This window comes from Paraliobacillus sp. X-1268 (assembly GCF_003426095.1).
GTDB lineage: Bacteria > Bacillota > Bacilli > Bacillales > Amphibacillaceae > Paraliobacillus_A > Paraliobacillus_A zengyii.
Map to the genome: position 1 here is coordinate 282,776 of NZ_QJSK01000003.1, position 16,291 is coordinate 299,066.

A 16,291-nucleotide genomic window follows, 5' to 3' on the forward strand; every position below is an offset into this window, starting at 1 on the left:
CATTTTAAAAACTATACATTTTTATATTCACGCATGTAATCAAATGCCATTTTATTTCTAGAAAATGAGGAGACAACTGATTCTCTACATGTTTTAGAATCAATATTTGATATATTGTCAGTGGCTAAGGTTAATTCTTTCAAGTCTTTAACTAAGTATCCATTTACCCCATCTACAATTGCTTCCTTTAAAGACCCTATTTCGGAAGCGATTACAGGCGTTCCGCAAGAAAGGCTTTCTAAAACAGTTATAGCAAAAGGTTCCCGCCAACGTACTAACATCAATAAAGCCTTTGCACGTGATAAAAGTATGCATTTTAATGTTTCATCCACGCTTTCCACATATAAAACTGAGTGTTTCTTAAAAGTAGCAAATATGTTTTTTACAGTTTTCTCTGTATCATTAGTAATTAAGTGACTTATATTATAACAATTCTGTTTTACAAACTTTATCAATCCAGGGTTAGTTATGTTAGGATCTGGTTTACCAATTACAATAAGCTTTTTATTGTTTTCATTAGCCCATTTTATACCTAAATCATGACCTTTACCACTAACCAATGACGCCATAGAAAGGTAGAATTCATCTTTCTTCCCCAGATAAGGGAAGTTTTTTTCATTGACTCCATTATAAATAAAACTTTTAACCGGAAGGTATTCTGATATTAAATCCAGATGATCTTGGCTCACAGGAAAACATTTGATAATCGGTGAATAAAGTTTTAATTGCTTTTTTAATTTATGATAAATACTAATATAGTAAGGGTTATCTGGGAGTGAGTAAATAGTACAAATAACACGTATCTTGAACATCTCTTCAATTATTTGGTTACAATAACCTGAAGCCGTAAAGAAACCAAAATGGTCATGAACAACTTCGATATCATGTTCTAAAATAAAATCACAAATACATTTACATGATTCATCCATTAATTCACTATATTGTTCTGGATCTGAGTTAAGTATACTTTGGATGTTAGATGGGTAAATACTAATATTCTTTGCGCCCTTTATTAGAGTATCTTCCATTCCCATGATAGAAACATCATGATTTTTTTCAATTTGCCATGAAGCTAAATCAAATATAATACGTTCTACCCCACCATGTCTAATTCGGTTATTGACAGCTACATAATTAGTGGAAAGATGTAAAATTTTCATTTCATTACCTCTCTCTACAAATAATTTTTCCATAATACTCTTTATTTTGTTTTGTAAGTAATTATTAATTTAAGTTAAAATAGTATACTAGCACATAAAATGTGTTATTTTTTATATTTATATGTTCTTTCGATATCAAGAAGCATACTTATAATTTTATCTAGCTGATTATTAAAATTAGTTGGGAGTGTGGAGTGTTTACAATAAAACAAACTATTTACATTAATAAATGAATTTATTAATGCAAACCCCAAAAAGTACGGAAGAGACTTCATTTCATCCAACGATAAATTTTTATTATTTTCATACCCTTCTATTATTTGAGATATTGATTCACGGCACAAACTTTTTTTTAGATATAGTTGTTTACTCACAAATGTCCAATCCCAAGCAGAAGAAATAATACAAGCCCATGACAAATCAGCAATACTATAACCATAATGAAGATCATCTAAATCTATTGGAATAAGCTTAGATGTAGTATCCTTTATAACATTATAAGAATGTATATCTCCATGCACCCAAGAACTTAAGAGTTTATCAAAATTAACTAACAACTGCTGTTCTTGGAACCATACTTTTATTTTTTTAAATGTATCGTACATTCCATATTCTTGATTTGTCATTAGAGCTACATTATGAAGAATTTCAAACATCCGATTAAGAGACCTAATTGATCCATCAGAGGAATGTTTATAGGGTTGTTGAATATCCTCATCGTATAGTATGAAAGACGCGTTTTTTTGAAATTCTGCGATTAATTTTCCTAAATCAATTAAATCACTTAGATTATAAGGATTTAACATCTTTCCGGTTATCCATTCTTGCACGATAAAGGACCGACCATTCCAAGTAAGATGCATGCTTTCATTTTTGGTTGTTAAAACTTTGGGTACTAACATTCCTTTCTGATTTAATTTAGTCTGTATCTGTAAGTTTTTCAAATAGTCTTTCTGAGTTAGATAAAATGCTTTTTCCTTTAAAAAGAGGAGTTTTTTATCACTATCAAGCATTAACAAACGTATATTTTGCCTATCTTCACTTTCTAAACTATTCACAACTTGCAAATCTTTAAATTTATATGTAATTTGAATATAATTTATTAAATCCATTCCATATTTCTCCTCGATAAACCTAACCTCCATTTATACATTTTGCTAAAACAACTAAATTAATATATCTTCTATTTCACAACAATCACATTTTTTGTAAGTATACGTATTAGATATGCTTTCAACCCATTTTCTTATTATTTTACGGATTGTCCGCGGTGCTGTTGTGTTTATATTTTCATAAATTAAATTTAGACTCACCGGGGAATTATCAACATCCCAACAATCCATATCCGTGATCAGAGCAATAGGTTGATAGCACACCCCAGCTTCTTTAGCTAATTTTGCCTCTGTAGCGGTTGTCATATTTATTAAATGTGCTCCCCATAATCTATACATATATGATTCAGCTCTGCTGGAGAAAGCAGGGCCTTCGATAGAAATTAAAGTACCAGTGTCATAATAATTATATTTTAAATTTTTAATTTCACTTTTTATTGAATTTCTCAATTCTTCACAAAATGGATCAGCCATCGAAACATGTCGTAATTCTTCGCTTGAATTAAAAGAGGATATTCTATCTTTAGTAAAATCTATTAGTTGATTTGGTAATATCAAATCTCCTACCTGAAACTTCTCTGTAAGTGAACCACATGCTGTTGGTCCAATAATTACATCGACTCCAATTTTTTTCATAGCATAAATATTAGCTCTATAATTCACATGAGAGGGAGATAGAACATGAGGATGCCCATGCCTAGCTAGTACATAAATTTCATGACAATTAATTCTTTCTTTTAATATAGGAGAAGAAACCTCACCATAAGGAGTGACTATATTAATTATTTCTGCACAATCTCTATTCGCAATTTCCCCTCCACCGATTATTCCTATTTTCATTTAAATTCTCCTTCCTTAGTTCAAAACTAGCAAAATTATTTTTTTAAAACTAAGATTAATCTATCACTATCCACCTTATATTCCTTTCCTTTGTAGTCTCCTATTAATCTATCAAATTTAAACCCCGCATTATTTCCAAATTTAATAAGTTCTTTAGCCGTATAAAACCTTATTTTCATAGTTCTCTCGTCTATTATTTGCGAACCCTCCGCCTTACGCGCTGTCCAACTATTTTGTACTTCTTGATTCACTAAGTTTATTTTTGATTTTTGATAAATAGATAAACCTTCTATATCAAAAATTAAATTTTCTTTAAAATTATTGATAAATTTAAAAGGATTAAAAACATCAATAAGAAACTTTCCATTTAAGTTAATAGCTCTATACATTTTTCCGAAAATATTTTCAAGTTCATAATCATTATCAAAGTAACCTAAGGAGGTATTAAAACAAAACACAAAATCAAATTTGTCATTTATAGGTGATCTAATATCTTGCTCAATATATTGTATATTTTTAAAATTATGAGCATTATACTTGGCGTATTCTAACATTTTTTTTGATAAATCCATCCCTACTACATTATTTCCTTTTTTGCCAAATTCAATTGAATGATATCCACACCCACAACACAAATCAAGAATCTTATCTGTGTTTTTAATCCCCAAATATTCGTATATATCATTTGCGTCTTTTTCACATTCGTATTGATAATTTTCATCAAAATTATCTTGCCACTTTATATATAAATCATCAAAAAAAGTTTCATACCACATTTTATTACTTTCCTTTCTGAATTTTTAATCAATCAATTTAAAAGATTAATAACATTATTGCATTGCATCCTTAATTGATTTGACAACATAATCTTGTTCTTGATAAGTCATAGATGGGAATAATGGTAAAGTTATTAATTTATTACTTAACCTTTCTGTGATTGGTAATGTTACTTCGGGAAAATGTTTTTTATAGTAAGAAAATAGATGTACAGGTGGGTAATGAAAACTGGTTTGAATCCTCATTTTTTTTAGATGATCTTCTATTTTATTTTTGTTGAATAAATTATTAGTATTTATAACAAATAGATGATAAGCACTTTTCCCACGATGTTGTACAAAAGGGATTGTAAAGTCCTTTTCATTTTCTAGTAAATTAATATACCTATTCACTATTTTCCCCCTTTTTTGATTATTAAATTCAAGTTTTTGTAACTGTTTAATTCCGATTGATGCTCTTAACTCATCTAATCGATAGTTATAACCTAAACCTGTTACATCATAAGATTTTGCATGTCCTTGATGTCTATCCCAAGTTAATGTTGTCATATAATGAGATCTTAAAGATTTTATTTTGTTAGCATATCTCACATTTTTTGTTATTATCATTCCTCCTTCACCGGTTGTTATATTTTTGTTAGGGAAAAAACTAAAACAACCGAAATCTCCTATTGTTCCAAGTTTTGTATTGTTTATTTCGGCTCCTGGGCAATGAGCTCCATCTTCTATAATAACTAAGTTATACTTTCTTGCTAGGGTGATTATCGAGTCCATGTCACATGGATACCCACCATAGTGCATTAAGATAATACCTTTTGTATTAGATGTGATTTTTTTCTCGATTTCCAAAGTTGATAGAGTTAGGTCATCCTCGGTATTAACATCCACGAATACTGGTTTTGCACCACAATAAATAACAGCGTTACTAGTTGCCACAAAAGTTAAAGATGGAACAATCACTTCATCTCCGGGACCAAAACCAGCTGCTAAACAAGATAAATGAAGAGCAGCGGTTCCATTTGAAACAGCAAATGCATAATTAATATCAAAGTATTTTTTCCATTCATCTTCAAATGTTTTAACTTGCTCTCCCATACTCAACCAACCTGATTTTAGAGTATTAATTACTGAGTCTATTTCATCCTTTTCTATTTCAATTTTGGATAAAGGAACTCGCCACATTTTTTTACCACCAATCTACATTTTATTTTAAAACTGATATAACAATTTGTTTTTAACTATGTTAATTTTGTATTAACTAATATATGTTGTTTCAGGTATATATTGAGTAGGATTTTTTGAGAAACTCTCAATTGCTAATTTGTAATCATCTTCCCTCCCTATATCAAGCCAGCTTCCGATTAATTCAAATGAACTTACTTTATAATTACCGGAAATTAACATTTGAATAAGTTCTGGAATATCCATCTTATGAGGTCCTATAAAACATTCGATTATTTTTGTATTTATAACATAAATCCCAGTACTAGCTATATAATTAAACCTAGGTTTTTCTTTCCAGTTAGTAATCATATTCTCATTATTAACTTCTATAACACCTAAATTCACTGGTACATCTCTTTTAATAGTAGCTACCGTCATATCTGAATTTACTTTCTCATGATGTAATAAAAGTTCCTCGTAATTTATATCTGTTAGAATATCTCCATTCATCACTAAAACAGCGCTTTCTTTTATATCCTTGATTAAACTTAGAGGACCAGCAGTTCCTAATGGCTCTTTCTCTTTAGAATAGTCAATCTTAATTCCTAAATTATCTCCATCCCCAAAATATGTCTGTATTAATCTTGCTAAATATCCCACACTTAGTGTTACATGATTTATACCATAATAGTTTAATTGTCTTAATACTACTTCCAATATAGGAATATTATCTATAGGCATTAAAGGTTTTGGTAATATAGAAGTATAGGGTCTTAAGCGAGTTCCCTCTCCACCTGTTAAAATAATAGCTCTCATATAATCTATTCCCCTCCTCTTAACAAATTAATATTTTCTTGGATTTTCTCCTATATCTAATCATATACCTTGGATCTTTTAAGAATATTTTACATTATTTGATAATAAATAAATTCGTTAAGTATATGACTCCTATCGTAATGGATTCGTTTACATTGAACGATTTTCCAGGTATTATAGCACCCTTAATGTCTACTTTCGTATGCCATTGTCCATGTACACTGTACGTTCACCAGTTAAATATTGTAATCAAATGGCCTAAATAAATTTAATCTTGATTCTGTCCACTTTATTGTTTTCTCTAATCCATTTATTAAGTTTACTTCTGGTTCCCATCCAGTTAAATCATTTAATTTTTTACTATCAGCTAATAATCTTAACACTTCACTTTTATCTGGCCTGATTCTGGATTTATCTTGGACTAGGGTTAACTTTTTTCCAATAATTTTCTCTAAACTTGTAATAATATTTTCTATGGAATATTCTATTCCACTGCCTATATTTACAGTATCTCCTACTAGTTCACAGGTCTTAGCAGAGCGTATGAAACCATTCACTGTATCTGATACAAAATTAAAATCCCTAGTTGGTTTAATAGAGCCTATTTTAATTTCATCTTGTGTCAAAAATTGTGTTATTAGATTTGGTATCACAGCTCGGGCAGACTGACGAGGTCCATATGTATTAAATGGTCTGACAGTTATAATAGGCAAATTATATGATAAATAATAACTTTCTGCTATCTTATCAGCCGCAATTTTACTTGCTGCATATGGAGATTGAGCTTGTAATGGGTGATTTTCCTTTATTGGAACAGAACTAGGTGTACCATACACTTCACTTGTAGAAGTATGAACTACCCGTTTAACTTCATATTCGATACAAGCATTAAGAACATTTATAGTACCTTCAACATTTGTTTTAAAATAACTTCTAGGGTTTATATATGAATATGGAATGGAAATTAATGCTCCTAGATGGAATACTATGTCACTTCCTTTTATAATACTTGCTACGGATTCTTTACTAGATAAGTCTCCAAATTTAATATCTAAAGACTGAAGCACATTCTTAGGAATTTCATTTAACCATCCAATATCATTTCTGGAATTATAATGCACAAATGCTTTCACCAGCGAACCTTCTTTAACTAACGATTCAACCAAATGACTACCGATAAATCCTGCTGCACCTGTTACAACTACTTTTTTCCCCTTCAGATTCATTATATTCACCCTTTTAGTTTAAATTTAATTGATTGTAAATCACTTATACTTCTATTTTTCTATTTAAAGATGTCTTTTAATAATAGTAGCATTTGATCTTTTTCTGATAATATTGGTTCATTAGTTCGCCAATCAATATTCAAGCTTGGATCTCACCAATAAATGCCTCTTTCATCTCTCGGTGAATAAAGCTCATTAGTTTTATATAATACATTTGTATTTTTATAAACGGTACAGAAACCGTGAGCAAATCCCTCAGGGATAAATAGTTACTTCTTATTATTTTCGTCCAAAATGACTTTAAACCATTACCAAATGCTTTAGAATCTGTTCTTAAATCAACAGCAATATCATAAATTGCCTCAGTAACTACACGAACCAATTTGGTTGTCTTAGGATTCTCTTGGTAATGTAAGCCTCTTATTACTCCACTTTCATAAGAAAACGAGTGATTATCCTGTACAAATTCAGTATTTATTCTCGCCCGATAAAATTCTTTTTGATTATAACTTTCAAAAAGTAGCCTCGTAAATCACTATATATAGAAGGTTCGATAACTGTAAGTCCCTCAAATTTGGTTTGAATAAAACTCCCCAACTGGTAATCACTCCGTTTACTTGTTTGTTGTACTTATTCTTATGCATCGTTCACAAGGTCGATCAGAAAATCTTTCACTATATTCTTCTAATGATTTAATAAATTTCTCCACTTCATGTATTTGTGAAGAATAGTTTCTAACTATAGCCGCCTTTACTTTTGGATCAATAGTAAATAGAACTTCTTTTTCTTTGGGTATCTCTACAGTAGTTGATCTAATAAAGCTATATGGTTGTTCTTCATAGCCAAGAATCACTTGTTTATTATAACCAGTTGGCATAGATTCAAAAAAAGCATCTCTTAAAATAACATGATCTATATGATTACCAATGCCAAGAGGAATAAAAATAGTCGATTTTTTATTTGTTTTTATTAAGTTCTTAATTATTGAAACTAATTCAGTTTTCAGACTATATTCTTCCATATGAGTATTACCTCGTGGGTAATCCAAAACATCATTTACTTTATGCCCCCTCATAACCGCATCCGGTATTCCCAAAAATTCCACATCAATGTTATTATTACTACTTATATTTCTAACTAAATTCGCATTCAACATCTCTTCATTCCTCCTAATCCTCTGGATGTCGGTCATAGAAGGTTTAATTGAAAAATTGGTTTTACTAAACACATTAACTACTTTTATATCCACCCCTTTACTACTTAATAAGTGTATTGTTCCCCCTAAAGATAAAAAGGCATCATCAATATGAGGAGACATAATTAAAACTGACTTATTTATAGTCATATTAATTTCTCTCCTTTCCCTACATAGAACAAATCAATATCCTACCATTATTATAATCTGATATTAAAAGTTTCTCTTCGTCAAATAAAATAGATCTAGTATTAATTAACGCTAACGCCAAGTTCTGATCACTTGGTTTAAAATACTCTAATAAGTTCCCCAACCTGTTATAAACATATATATATCCACTGCCACCATCAATAAACAAAAAATTATTATCGTCAATAAACTCACAGTAACGCGGAAAGTGGACACTATTCATTTTGTCATTCACTGGCACTTCAGTTATGGATAAAAATATATTTCCATGATAATCCACAAGAACAATTCTATTATTACCAGAATCAGCAATAAGAGTTTCAGAAAATTTATTTCGAGATAAATAATGCGGGTCATTTAGGGACTCATTTCCCTCACCGTAAATCCAAGTTGCTTCATTATTTTGATTAACTTCTACAACAATATGATTTCCAGAGTCTGCAATAACAACATTTTTATTGCTTAATTGTATTGCATAATGTGGATCAACAAAGTAATTAAACTTTTTATTAAGCCAAAAGCCCTTTATTATTCTTTGTTGTTTGCCCTCGCTATTTATAAATACCACTTTTTTATTCAAGCTATCTGTAATCATTAATTTCCCATCACCTAATTTTTTTGCACAACGTGGCCAAAAAAAATTATTATAACTTTTAATCATTTCATTTTTTTTCATGTTAAACTCTATTACTCTATTATTTAAAGTATCTGCAATTAGCAAATTTTCATTTTCAAGTAATTGAATAGATCGGGGATATGATAATAGTTTTTTTTTAATTTTTTTACTTCCTAATTGATTAATTATTTTCCCGAATTTATCGATTTCTATAATACGTCCATTATTACTATCTACAATTATAATACCTTTTTCAGTTCCCTTTGCAGAAGTAGGAAATAATAAATTAACTTTTTCCCAAGCCCCTCTCCTATCATTTCCGTAAGACCAGATCATTTGTCCTAATTTATTTACTTCTATAATACGGTTATTCATAGAATCAGTGATTAAAGTGTTACCATTATTTAACCTACAAGCAGACTGCGGATATGTTAATCTATCATTATCATTTCCAGGGATACCATAAATACCAAAATTCCATAGTATTTTTCCAGACCAATCAACCTCAAAAACTGAATGCAATCCTTCATCAGTTAAGAGAATGTTACCATTAGCTAGAGATTGAATGTGAATTGGAAAAAGCAATTTCATTCCTTTAATAGTAGATAAAGATTTAATAATTAGCCCTGTCATATCCATCAAGAGAATTTTTTTGTTTTTCCTATCTAACAGTAACAAATCACCACTAGAATTTGCCGATAAAGAAATTGGGTCTATATTAGGATCCATTCTATAAGAACGTAATATATTCCCCTTCTTATTTAGAATGCAAATATTATTACTTTCTTGTTCAATCCCAACAAAGTGATCATTAAAGGCAATTTCAATAAATTTAAAAGATCTTTTATAGGAAATTTTATTAATTATACCCTTGAAATTCCCTAGTAAAATACTAGAATTATCTATTAAAGGATCAAATATATATAAATAGTTTTCACCTTTATGAATAAAGGTGGGAAATCGCAAAATATTCTTCATTTTCTTTTCCTTATTTAATTTTTCACCGAGAACATTTTTTAGATATATATATTTTATTTTCATTTATCCACCCTATGATAACTACAATCAACTAATTTTTTATATATAGTTTCAAATTCGTATTTCCCTATAGATAACTCTCCTGGTAAAACCCCTCCGCTACTTCCTCCAGAAAACCTTAAACCTACCTCATTTTCTACAATATCCTCAATTTCCTCAACTTCTTCTAAGCTTCTTCGGGAATCAAATAAATGTACACCCGTCAACCCTTTATGTTTCATTTGAAAAATAAAATTCAAATCCATATGTTCGGATTGTAAGTAGTCTAATATAACAACCCCTCCTAGTTCATTAATATAAGAAATAAAACCATCTATTGTATAATCTTCCAAATCATTAAATTCCTCTGGGAATTTTTTGTGCGATGCCGGTAAATAACCAATCAATCCAACTAGTCTATTAAAACAACTAAATGATTTATAAAAACCCAACAATACATTTAATCTCCTATATTGCAGTTCAAAAAGTTTAACAGATCTTACATAAGTGAAGTTATTAAATACTAATCCCACCCAGGATAAAGAGCTATTATTTTCTAAATGTTCCAATAATAAAAAATTATTGTCGTCATTACTGTCCCCATGTACATACATATCAGCATACGAACTAAATTTCAATATGGATAAGTCATTAAAAAATAAATTAAATTGTTTCCTATATTCTGTTCCTGGATCAGAATTGTGTATTAAATTTTCCATATCATTACTATTGCAACGATATTTTTGACGTAAATTAAATTTTATTAATCTAAGTTTATGTCCTGCGTTTTCACCATAAAATAGTAATACAGAAATTTTTCCGGAACTCATATATTTAGCGTATTCATCCATGTTAATATTAGTGGTAAAATTATCCATCACTTGTTGCTGAGTAAGTTGAAATTTTCGAATGTTAACTAAATCTAACCTCTCTTCTTTGGCTTTATTCAACAAAATGTCCAACAATCCTATCTTTACGCCATCTGGTTTTAACATTATCATCCCATATTCTTTAGACATTATCTTAATCTCTCCTTACGAGAAGTATTGATTTAAAAAATTCTTCAATAAGCTGCTACAACCGAATTATATTTTAAGAATTCGCGGATGATTAACTGTTCTAGTCTTCTAATACACCACTTGACTTTATAGTAAATCTGGTTATTTCTTATCTTGCTTTTTTGGATAAAACCTACATGAGCTCCCCCGAAAAGAGGGGAGAAATTATGTTCACATGACGAATGGAATTCCTTTACTAATACTAACTATTAATGATAAATAAGTAATGTTTTTTATAATTACAATTTAGTGAGGATCATAACCAAATAACATTCTTAATGGAATAAATTACCTTTTTATCTTCACTAGGAAGAATTCTTTAAACTCATAGTACTAACTTTTTTATCTTAATTACTTGTCCTGATTGTATATAAATTTTCAAATGCTTTCTCCATATTTGGTTCCGTAATCTTTATATCTTCAATTTCTCCTATGTTAGATAATATTGATATACACTCTGTAACACTTATTTCCTCCTTTCTAAACAGAATAGTTACTTTGTTATCTTTATTTTCAAGTATCGTTAAACGTGAATCCCTAACATCACTGTGTTTATTTTTGAAGTTAATGCTTAATTTATGTCCCTGACTGTAGTTATTTTTGAATTTATCTATAGAACCATCAAATATTTTTTGTCCCTTTTCAATTGCAATTACTCGATTACAGATTTGATCAATATCGTCCATATCATGGGTTGTTAAAATAATAGTAGTATTTTTTTCTTCGTTTAGTTCTCTTATGAATTTTCTAATTTTTTGTTTCACCATAATATCTAACCCAATAGTAGGTTCATCGAGATAAAGTATTTTAGGATCATGAAGCAATGACACTACTAATTCTGCTCTCATTCTTTGTCCAAGACTTAGTTGTCTTACTGGTGTTCTCAGAAAGGGTTGCATTTCTAACAATTCCACAAAGAAATCAACATTTTTTTTAAATTGAGAGGGTTCGACTTTAAAAATCTTTCTATATAGGTCAAAAGTCTCTTCTATAGGAAGATTCCAATAAAGTTGTGTACGTTGGCCAAATACAACACCTATTTTTTTAGCATTCACCTTTCTATTTTTATAAGGAACAAGTCCATCAACCATTACTTCTCCACTCGTAGGAACAAGAATACCTGATAACATTTTAATTGTTGTTGACTTCCCAGCTCCATTTGAACCAATATAGCCCACAATTTCACCTTCATTTATTCTAAAAGACAAATTTGACACAGCATTTTTCACACTATATTCCCTTTTAATTAATGTCTTAAATGCTGAAGCAACTCCTTTTTCTCTTTTGTTAATTCTAAAGTCTTTGTTGACATTTTCGACACGTATTAGTGACATTTGTATCCTCCTATGAACCAGTACTCTTATAATTATTAATTCCTATACACCAAAATAAATACGCAGCAATGAAGAGAACAATTCCTACTATAGGTGTCAGATATTGAAATGAAGAATTAAAAATAGAAAAATCGTTTTTCTCAATAAAAAATTGTGCTGGATAAAAATTAATAAAAGCATATGGAATTATCAAAGTTAGTATTATTTGTATGGGTGTATTAAAAATGGTAATAGGATACCTTATGAATCCTTTGGCTTGAGAAAAAAGTATTTCTTTAAGTCCCTTATTTTCAACAAACCAAAAAGATGGGACCGAAGTGATAATTAGTGCAGCCCCTTGAATTAATGCACCACCAATAAGTGTAATCACTAAAAATAAGTAGTTACTTATATTCATATCAATGTTTAATGCATTAAAAGAATAAATTATAACTAACAAAGATAAAATAAAATGACTAAGATAACCTGTATTAAATTCCCGACAAACTAAGTACCAGAAACTATTAAGCGGCTTTATTAACAATTCATCAAATGTACCATCTTTCACCATTACAGGTAGTTGTGAGGTTGGAGTAAAGAAAAAGAACCCCGCAATAGCATAAGAAGATAGATTTAGACCATATAGCAACAGGACTTCAGGAGCACTCCATCCATTAATTGATTGAAATTCTAGGACAATAACCCATATTAGAAAAAACTCCGCAAAATATGAAACGAATTGAGCGATTGCACCTATTATAAAAGCTTTTCTATACTCTGCTACTCCTGATATACGCAATTTAATAAACTCTATATAAAGCTTTAAATAATGCATGATCACCCTCCATGTATAACAACCTTTTTCTGAGCGTTAAACCATAATATTTTTTCAAATATCACGAGTAACACCAACCAAGTAATTTGAGTACAAATAATAGAAAATGAATCTACATAAGAATATTTGTTTAAAAAAATAGAAATCGGTTCAAAAAAGATAAGTCTAAATGGCAATAATGAACTAATTGCTGATAACCAATCCGGGAAAAACCATAGAGGAATTGTAGAACCAGAAAATAGCTCAAAAATGGCACCTACAAAGAACGGGATATACCAAGATGTCTCTAGCCAAAACGCAAACATACCAATTATGTACTTTATATAAAAAGAAATTATTACACCCAGTACAAGAGACAATAGAAATATAGATAACGTGACTAAATCTCCCTCCCACGAAAAACCGAAAAATATGCTTACAATTGTTACTGCAGGAAGTGATATAAATAATACCTGAAAAAAATTATTGCCTAGGTCTTCTGCAAATAAATAACTCCGAAAATTAACTGGTCTTGTAAAATCACTAATAATCGAACCATCCTCTACTTTTCTACCTATTTTATTCCCTGCTTCTGACCTAGTTAGACTGAAAATAATAGAGGATAGTAACACATAAGTAATCATTTGTTTTAAACTAGCACTATCTACACTGTTTCCTTTATATAGAGCCTCCCAGACGTTAATTTGCACTAAAATCACTAATATACTAGCCAAAATTGATATATAGAAATCAAATCTATATATATATTTTTCTTTAAAGGCCAATATTAGAAACTTGCTAAATAAGCTCATTTTTTACTTTTACCTCCAACTTTTAGACAACGACACGGCAGCATATGCGCCACACCGTAACTATTAGATTCCTTTAATAATTAATGGACATAAAAAATCATATTCAACTTTATTTTCATACTTTTCAATATATAAATTTAATGGAATTTCATTACCTACAATGATTTTATTAATTTCCGCAACATTAATAAAAAGTGTTAAAGTAATGGATTTACTATCCTTCTTATAAATCATAGTTTCTTTTGTATCTTCGTTAATACCTATTGTCATACCTCTAGAAACTGAACCAAAATAAGTCTTTACTAATGCTCCAAAATTCAAATTTATAATGTCATTATCTGAAATACCAGTAACATTGGATATTTCAATTTCTAATCGTAATTCTCTATCCCATTTCACATTAAAAGTTACTTGAAGTTCGTTGTTATTCGTACTTTTTGTCAACGATTTCAGCACATTTTCCTCAGCAGTATTTTTAAAAGAATAATCTTGATTTTTACTAATGAAAAGAGTTTCAGCTCCTATTTGTCTGTATAATGATATGAAGTCTTCATTTAAGATAGCAGACTTTAATGATGATGGAAAAAACCAACTATTAAAATTCCATGTCTGAATTTGTGGGTAATAAGTTAATTTTCCATTTATATAGTGAAACGGGTCTAAACCAGTTATTTCTTTTAATACTTTTCCTGTAAAATTAATTGAATCATGGCTATTATACTTGTTAACTAGTTCAATAAATTCGTTAGGTTTATAAGAAGTACTATTCAATAATTTTACAGTCTCAACTAGGTCTATTAATTTAAAGTGAGGTAATGAATCCATTCTTGAAATGTAATCACGAAACATGCTTGTACATAAAATCAATAAAGATAGATTAACACTAGGTATATAAACATTGCCAGATAAGTGATGACAATATGCTAAAACATCTTCATAATTTAATTCTGCAACTTTACTAACAGGATCTATAGTGGTTTCTCCATTTCTACTTACACTATGAATATCTTTAGGATATGCCATTATAGGTATATGTTTGTGCAAATCAATTGTGATACTTATATCTAGTTTTTCTAAACATGAGTATTCATGTCCTGAGCTATATTCAAATTCATAAAAGCTCTCATTAATAAGGTGTTTTCTTAAGTGTTTCGGATCCTTGTACAGAAGATCAAGATCTCCACTCTCTCTCTTAAATATATCTCCTTCGCCAAGAAAATAATTAGTAAAGCCTTTGAAAACTATCAAAGGATATTCTAACTTATTGCTCAATTCCCGGGCATAATTCAATTGATTGTCAAATTCATTTACAATAACTTCTAGTTCTTGTTTCAAACCTAAAGGTGGATCAATATTTCTACTTAGGAATGATTCATTCAAGTATGGTTGGATTTTATGTTTGATTGAAAATCCATATAATTCATCTTCAAAATTTTCAATTTGTGATAGCTTATCTTTGAATATTTCTTCTACTATAGTATTTGTTACTCTCATTTTTTTCTCCTAACTAATAATTAATATTCACCCTGTTATTTGAATTCATGTTGTGTCTTAGATGGAATTCGTTTTATCTTCTAATAAAAACTTCACTTACACTTAAAACATATATATACTACTAGTTTTTCACAACTTGTTCTAAAACCTAGTAGAAACCATTTACTACCTGTTTTTCTTTCTAATTGACTTATTACTGGTTCATTCCCTTGTGCTAAGAATGAATAATCTATCTTGTCTACAATTTCTATTTTTACAACATCCTCTAATTTTAAATGCGATAACAAAATCTTCGTCCGAAAAGTATCTTTGTCTTTTATGACACTAGTTAAATTGTATGTATGCCCATGTAAATATGCGCATTTTCCATTATGCTTTACAAGTTTAAGTGCGGCGTCTAAATTAAAAATCTTGTTAAAAGTGCTTCTAAAAATCACCACCTTTTATGGTTAATATTGGTACCTCTAATATATAAGAACATTATACTTTAACCATTTTTTAGAAACAACATTAAAAATTAGTGACTTTTTCATGTAAAAATAGGTGATTTATATGTTTTTAGTAAAACTATAAATTATAATAATTTCCACTAAAAATTAATATTTTTGGAATAAATGTTACACAACCAAAACAAGAAACTAGCATTAAACAACTAAAAAAAAGAATTGAAAAGTAAACGTAAAATAGTT

General features: G+C 29.4%; 15 protein-coding genes and 1 pseudogene. All 16 read right to left on the minus strand.

Annotated elements, in window-relative coordinates; genetic code table 11:
- Positions 1-11: 11 nt before the first annotated feature.
- The 16 genes and pseudogenes from D2K62_RS07465 to D2K62_RS19440 all read right to left on the minus strand — a co-directional run bounded on the left by D2K62_RS07465 (position 12) and on the right by D2K62_RS19440 (position 16,042).
- Positions 12-1,160 (minus strand): glycosyltransferase, encoded by a 1,149-nt coding sequence (locus D2K62_RS07465; protein WP_157967853.1) that lies wholly within the window; start codon positions 1,158-1,160, stop codon positions 12-14.
- 104 nt (positions 1,161-1,264) lie between these two features.
- A complete protein-coding gene (locus tag D2K62_RS07470; RefSeq protein ID WP_157967854.1) occupies positions 1,265-2,272 on the minus strand; it encodes a phosphotransferase enzyme family protein in 1,008 nt (335 codons plus the stop codon).
- 54 nt (positions 2,273-2,326) lie between these two features.
- Positions 2,327-3,112, minus strand: coding sequence for an MTAP family purine nucleoside phosphorylase (locus D2K62_RS07475; protein WP_117161167.1), 786 nt, complete (start codon positions 3,110-3,112; stop codon positions 2,327-2,329).
- A gap of 35 nt (positions 3,113-3,147) precedes the next feature.
- The gene (locus tag D2K62_RS07480) at positions 3,148-3,888 is read right to left on the minus strand and encodes a class I SAM-dependent DNA methyltransferase (RefSeq protein ID WP_117161168.1); all 741 of its coding nucleotides are present in this window, start codon (positions 3,886-3,888) and stop codon (positions 3,148-3,150) included.
- A gap of 54 nt (positions 3,889-3,942) precedes the next feature.
- On the minus strand, positions 3,943-5,070 hold the full coding sequence (locus tag D2K62_RS07485) for a DegT/DnrJ/EryC1/StrS family aminotransferase (RefSeq protein WP_117161169.1): 1,128 nt from the start codon (positions 5,068-5,070) through the stop codon (positions 3,943-3,945).
- 72 nt (positions 5,071-5,142) lie between these two features.
- On the minus strand, positions 5,143-5,868 hold the full coding sequence (locus D2K62_RS07490) for a sugar phosphate nucleotidyltransferase (protein ID WP_117161170.1): 726 nt from the start codon (positions 5,866-5,868) through the stop codon (positions 5,143-5,145).
- 236 nt (positions 5,869-6,104) lie between these two features.
- Positions 6,105-7,094: a GDP-mannose 4,6-dehydratase gene (locus D2K62_RS07495; protein ID WP_117161171.1), complete on the minus strand. Its 990-nt coding sequence runs from the start codon at positions 7,092-7,094 to the stop codon at positions 6,105-6,107.
- Positions 7,095-7,153: 59 nt separating this feature from the next.
- Positions 7,154-7,679 (minus strand): annotated as a pseudogene (rfbC, locus tag D2K62_RS07500) (dTDP-4-dehydrorhamnose 3,5-epimerase).
- 28 nt (positions 7,680-7,707) lie between these two features.
- Positions 7,708-8,439 carry a PIG-L deacetylase family protein gene (locus D2K62_RS07505; RefSeq protein WP_117161172.1) on the minus strand — a complete coding sequence of 244 codons (732 nt, stop codon included), beginning with the start codon at positions 8,437-8,439 and terminating at the stop codon, positions 7,708-7,710.
- 19 nt (positions 8,440-8,458) lie between these two features.
- Positions 8,459-10,135, minus strand: coding sequence for an NHL repeat-containing protein (locus tag D2K62_RS07510; RefSeq protein WP_117161173.1), 1,677 nt, complete (start codon positions 10,133-10,135; stop codon positions 8,459-8,461).
- On the minus strand, positions 10,132-11,130 hold the full coding sequence (locus tag D2K62_RS07515; RefSeq protein ID WP_117161174.1) for a nucleoside-diphosphate kinase: 999 nt from the start codon (positions 11,128-11,130) through the stop codon (positions 10,132-10,134). The genes D2K62_RS07510 and D2K62_RS07515 overlap by 4 nt, the downstream gene beginning before the upstream one ends.
- 386 nt (positions 11,131-11,516) lie before the next feature.
- A complete protein-coding gene (locus D2K62_RS07525) occupies positions 11,517-12,503 on the minus strand; it encodes an ABC transporter ATP-binding protein (RefSeq protein ID WP_117161175.1) in 987 nt (328 codons plus the stop codon).
- A gap of 10 nt (positions 12,504-12,513) precedes the next feature.
- Entirely contained in the window at positions 12,514-13,317 is an 804-nt protein-coding gene (locus D2K62_RS07530) for an ABC transporter permease (protein ID WP_117161176.1), read from the minus strand.
- Positions 13,318-13,319: 2 nt separating this feature from the next.
- Entirely contained in the window at positions 13,320-14,108 is a 789-nt protein-coding gene (locus D2K62_RS07535; RefSeq protein ID WP_117161177.1) for an ABC transporter permease, read from the minus strand.
- 63 nt (positions 14,109-14,171) lie between these two features.
- On the minus strand, positions 14,172-15,602 hold the full coding sequence (locus D2K62_RS07540) for a nucleotidyltransferase family protein (protein ID WP_117161178.1): 1,431 nt from the start codon (positions 15,600-15,602) through the stop codon (positions 14,172-14,174).
- Between the two features lie 92 nt (positions 15,603-15,694).
- Positions 15,695-16,042 (minus strand): 6-carboxytetrahydropterin synthase, encoded by a 348-nt coding sequence (locus tag D2K62_RS19440; RefSeq protein WP_117161179.1) that lies wholly within the window; start codon positions 16,040-16,042, stop codon positions 15,695-15,697.
- Positions 16,043-16,291: the final 249 nt, after the last annotated feature.

Coding starts and splice junctions, on each gene's coding strand:
- D2K62_RS07465 (WP_157967853.1), bottom strand. CDS start 1,160: ATGAAAATTTTACATCTTTCCACTAATTATGTAGCTGTCAATAACCGA.
- D2K62_RS07470 (WP_157967854.1), bottom strand. CDS start 2,272: ATGGATTTAATAAATTATATTCAAATTACATATAAATTTAAAGATTTG.
- D2K62_RS07475 (WP_117161167.1), bottom strand. CDS start 3,112: ATGAAAATAGGAATAATCGGTGGAGGGGAAATTGCGAATAGAGATTGT.
- D2K62_RS07480 (WP_117161168.1), bottom strand. CDS start 3,888: ATGTGGTATGAAACTTTTTTTGATGATTTATATATAAAGTGGCAAGAT.
- D2K62_RS07485 (WP_117161169.1), bottom strand. CDS start 5,070: ATGTGGCGAGTTCCTTTATCCAAAATTGAAATAGAAAAGGATGAAATA.
- D2K62_RS07490 (WP_117161170.1), bottom strand. CDS start 5,868: ATGAGAGCTATTATTTTAACAGGTGGAGAGGGAACTCGCTTAAGACCC.
- D2K62_RS07495 (WP_117161171.1), bottom strand. CDS start 7,094: ATGAATCTGAAGGGGAAAAAAGTAGTTGTAACAGGTGCAGCAGGATTT.
- D2K62_RS07505 (WP_117161172.1), bottom strand. CDS start 8,439: ATGACTATAAATAAGTCAGTTTTAATTATGTCTCCTCATATTGATGAT.
- D2K62_RS07510 (WP_117161173.1), bottom strand. CDS start 10,135: ATGAAAATAAAATATATATATCTAAAAAATGTTCTCGGTGAAAAATTA.
- D2K62_RS07515 (WP_117161174.1), bottom strand. CDS start 11,130: ATGTCTAAAGAATATGGGATGATAATGTTAAAACCAGATGGCGTAAAG.
- D2K62_RS07525 (WP_117161175.1), bottom strand. CDS start 12,503: ATGTCACTAATACGTGTCGAAAATGTCAACAAAGACTTTAGAATTAAC.
- D2K62_RS07530 (WP_117161176.1), bottom strand. CDS start 13,317: ATGCATTATTTAAAGCTTTATATAGAGTTTATTAAATTGCGTATATCA.
- D2K62_RS07535 (WP_117161177.1), bottom strand. CDS start 14,108: ATGAGCTTATTTAGCAAGTTTCTAATATTGGCCTTTAAAGAAAAATAT.
- D2K62_RS07540 (WP_117161178.1), bottom strand. CDS start 15,602: ATGAGAGTAACAAATACTATAGTAGAAGAAATATTCAAAGATAAGCTA.